At 68.6% G+C, this 3,936-nt stretch carries 4 protein-coding genes; 1 reads left to right on the top strand and 3 read right to left on the bottom strand.

Features of this window, described 5'->3' with window-relative positions:
* Positions 1-798 (top strand): FumA C-terminus/TtdB family hydratase beta subunit (locus VFB40_RS25745; protein ID WP_324855094.1); only part of this gene is annotated, 798 nt, incomplete at its 5' end.
* A 94-nt stretch (positions 799-892) separates the two neighbouring features.
* Here the strand turns inward: VFB40_RS25745 and VFB40_RS25740 are convergent.
* From VFB40_RS25740 to uppS, 3 genes are all read right to left on the bottom strand, one after another.
* Positions 893-1,459 (bottom strand): aggregation-promoting factor C-terminal-like domain-containing protein, encoded by a 567-nt coding sequence (locus VFB40_RS25740; RefSeq protein ID WP_324855092.1) that lies wholly within the window; start codon positions 1,457-1,459, stop codon positions 893-895.
* A gap of 501 nt (positions 1,460-1,960) precedes the next feature.
* Positions 1,961-3,298, bottom strand: coding sequence for an RNA 5'-3' helicase PhoH2 (gene phoH2, locus VFB40_RS25735; RefSeq protein ID WP_324855090.1), 1,338 nt, complete (start codon positions 3,296-3,298; stop codon positions 1,961-1,963).
* Positions 3,299-3,559: 261 nt separating this feature from the next.
* Positions 3,560-3,936, bottom strand: a 377-nt coding sequence (uppS, locus tag VFB40_RS25730) for a polyprenyl diphosphate synthase (RefSeq protein WP_324855088.1), incomplete at its 5' end; no start/stop codon positions are given.

Raw genomic sequence — 3,936 nt, 5'->3', positions numbered from 1 at the left:
GCGCAGTTCGGCGGCAAGTACTTCTGCCACGACGTGCGGGTGATCCGGCTGCCGCGGCACGGCGCCTCCTGCCCGGTTGCGATCGCGGTGTCCTGCTCCGCGGACCGCCAGGCGCTCGGCAAGATCACCGCCGAGGGCGTGTTCCTGGAGCAGCTGGAGACCGACCCGGCGCGCTACCTGCCTGAGACGACCGATGATCACCTTGACGACGACGTGGTGCGCATCGACTTGAACCGGCCGATGAGCGAGGTACGCGCGGAGTTGGCGAAGTACCCGGTCAAGACGCGCCTGTCGCTGTCCGGGACACTGGTGGTCGCGCGGGACATCGCGCACGCGAAGCTCAAGGAGCTGCTGGACGCGGGCAAGCCGCTGCCGCAGTACATCAAGGATCATCCGGTTTATTACGCCGGACCGGCTAAGACGCCGGAGGGCTACGCCTCGGGCTCCTTCGGCCCGACGACGGCCGGGCGGATGGATTCATACGTTGATCAGTTCCAGGCCGCGGGCGGCTCGTACGTGATGCTGGCCAAGGGCAACCGCAGCAAGCAGGTCACCGAGGCGTGCAAGGAGCACGGCGGCTTCTACCTCGGCTCGATCGGCGGCCCGGCGGCCCGGTTGGCGCAGGACTGCATCAAGCACGTCGAAGTGCTCGACTACGCGGAGCTCGGCATGGAGGCGGTCTGGCGGATCGAGGTCGAGGACTTCCCGGCGTTCATCGTGGTCGATGACAAGGGCAACGACTTCTTCACCAACCCCGGGGACGACAAGCCGTTGCTGCGGATCGGTCAACGGCCGTAGTAACGACAGGTCGGGCCGAGACGCGTCAATGCGTCTCGGCCCGACCTGCGTGGATGCGTTGCGGCTAACCGCGGCGTAGGCCGACCGAATCGGCTTAGTACCAGTTGTGCGCTTCCCAGAAGGACTGAGCCGAGCACGGCGAGCCGTAACGCTCGTCCATGTAGTTCAGCGTCCACTTGATCTGGGTGACCGGGTTGTCGCGCCAGTCGGAGCCCTCGGAGGCCATCTTGTAGCCGGGCAGCGCCTGGCCGAGGCCATACGCGCCGCTGGACGGGTTCGTGGCGTGGACGTCCCAACCCGACTCGCGGGTGACGATCCAGTCGAAGCAGCCGAACTCGCCGGAGGGCACGATGCGCTCGGCGATCTGGTACGCGCTCAGACCCGCGTAGGGGTCGACGACCTTCTGCACCACCGGGGCCGGCTTGGTGGTCGCCGGGGCCGCGGCCTTGGTGGTCGCGGGGGCCGACGGCTTGGCGCTGGTGGGCGCCGCGGACGGCGTCGCGCTTGCGCTCGCGCTCGGCGACGCCGGGAGCGTCGGGGCTAGCACGGGGATATGGACAACGTGCGCCACCGGTGCAGTAGCCGCGTTCGCACCTGACGCGCCGGCCGCGAGGGCGCCGATGATGGCGCCGGTGACCGCGGTGCACGACGCGGCGGTCACCGCGATTTTGTGCTTGTGCGTCGATATGGACTCGGGAATGGACAGGCGGAGCCTGGGCACAAAAAGCCTTCCGTCTGCCGGCGGGCATGGCGAAGCAGCGGCCGGGATGGCCGCGTTGGAACCTTTGCTCTGCCGCGCGCGCTCGGCGCCTCGCCCCTTTTGACTCTTGGTGCCCGCGGCGGGAGGTACACGCCGGCGGGTGGCGCACCCGGGTCGTTCCGTTCGCTGTGCCGAATCGGGAACCCGGTGCGGGGGGCCTGACGAACCAAGACACTGCCTGAATGTTGGCGCAAACCCCAAATCTTTCAGATGTGGGTTAAATCACACCAATTGCACCGTCCGTGGACAGCCGTTCACGCTTCGTCTAGCCGGTGCAGGTCAGCTGTTTGATCAAAAAGCACGCAAAAGGCCCCGGGAATTGCTTCCCGGGGCCTCGATATTGTGTCGTGGGTCACATGGTGCGGGGGTTCCGCGCGTGGGCGCGCCCGCGCTCGGGTGGGATCAGACCGCCAGGTCCTCCAACATTTCGGTCACGAGGGCGGCGATCGGCGAGCGCTCGGAGCGCGTGAGGGTCACGTGCGCGAACAGCGGGTGCCCCTTCAGCTTCTCCACGACCGCCACCACGCCGTCGTACCGGCCGACGCGCAGGTTGTCGCGCTGCGCCACGTCGTGGGTCAGCACGATCCGCGAGCCTGAGCCGACCCGGGAGAGCACGGTGAGCAGCACGTTGCGTTCCAGGGACTGCGCCTCGTCCACGATCACGAAGGAGTCGTGCAGCGAGCGGCCGCGGATGTGGGTGAGCGGCAGGACCTCGAGCATGCCGCGGTCCACCACCTCGTCGATCACGTCCGTCGTGGTCAGCGCGCCGAGGGTGTCGAAGACCGCCTGGCCCCAGGGGTTCATCTTCTCCCCCTCGGTGCCGGGCAGGTAGCCGAGGTCCTGGCCGCCGACCGCGTACAGCGGCCGGAAGACCACGACCTTGCGGTGCTGGCGGCGCTCCATCACCGCTTCGAGGCCCGCGCACAGCGCCAGCGCCGACTTGCCGGTGCCCGCGCGCCCGCCGAGCGAGACGATGCCCACCTCCGGGTCGAGCAGCAGGTCGAGCGCGATCCGCTGCTCCGCGGAGCGGCCGTGCAGCCCGAACGCCTCGCGGTCGCCGCGCACCAGCCGCACCTGCTTGTCCGCGGTCACCCGCCCGAGCGCCTTGCCCCGCTCGGAGACCAGCACGAGGCCGGTGTGGCACGGCAGGTCGGCCGCCTCGGCGATCTCCGCCCGCCCCTCCTCGAACAGCCGGTCCACCACGTTGCCGCCGATCTCGAGCTCGGCCATGCCGGTGTAGCCCGAGGTGATCGCCAGCTCCGCGCGGTACTCCTCGGCCGGCAGCCCCACCGCGGCGGCCTTCACCCGCAGCGGCAGGTCCTTGGAGACCAGCGTCACCTGCCTGCCTTCGGCCTCCAGGTTCTTGGCCACCGAGAGGATGCGGGTGTCGTTGTCCGGGGAGGCGACCGCGGGACGGAATCCCGGCGGCAGCACGGTCGGGTCGGTGTGGTTGAGCTCGACGCGCAGCGTGCCGTCCGCGCTCCCGATCGGGATGGGCGCGTCGAGGCGTCCGTACTTCACGCGCAGCTCGTCGAGCATCCGCAGCGCGGAACGCGCGAAGTATCCGAGTTCGGGGTGGTGACGCTTGCCTTCGAGTTCGCTCACGACCACGAGCGGGATGACGATCTCGTGTTCGTCGAAGCGGGTGATCGCGGCCGGGTCCGCGAGGAGGACGCTGGTGTCCAGCACGAAAGTGCGCCGTTCGGGACGGGCGGAACGGCGCTTGGGTGTAACGGCCACTTAGCACGACTCCCTGTGGCGCGCCGTGCCCGGCGCGCCCTGAACGAGGGTGGGACTTGCACACCGGTCACAACGGTAAGGAAGGGGGGCGGCTCCAGGCGAAGAGTTTTCGGCTGATCACCGGACCGTGCGCGGCAGCCTCACGAGGTCTGCCAGCGGGGCCGGTGTCACACGTCATACCAGGGCATTACCCCTTGCGGCCTATGCGAAAACGGTCTCCGGCCTGGCCTGCAGCGCAGTCCTCGGACGTGTCAGCGGGCGTTACGCACCATAGCGGCGCTGCCGCAGACTGTAGTCACGCAGCGCGCGGAGGAAGTCGATCTTGCGGAAGGCGGGCCAGAACGCCTCGCAGAAGTAGAACTCGGAATGCGCCGATTGCCAGAGCATGAACCCGGAAAGGCGTTGCTCTCCAGAGGTGCGGATGAGCAGATCCGGATCGGGCAGCCCGCGAGTGTAAAGGTGCTGCGCGATGTGTTCGACGTCGATCACCTGCGCCAGGTCTTCGATCGACGTACCGCGCTCGGCGTGTTCCTGGAGCAGGGAACGTACCGCGTCGGCGATCTCCTGCCGGCCGCCGTATCCGATGGCTGCGTTAACGACGAGGCCTGGGTTGTCTGCGGTCCGTGCGCCGATTTCCT

It is taken from the genome of Actinocrinis sp. (genome assembly GCF_035650855.1).
Classification (GTDB): Bacteria; Actinomycetota; Actinomycetes; order Streptomycetales; family Catenulisporaceae; genus Actinocrinis.
Note: the sequence above shows the minus strand (reverse complement) of the source record. Positions and strands in the feature narration are given on the sequence as shown.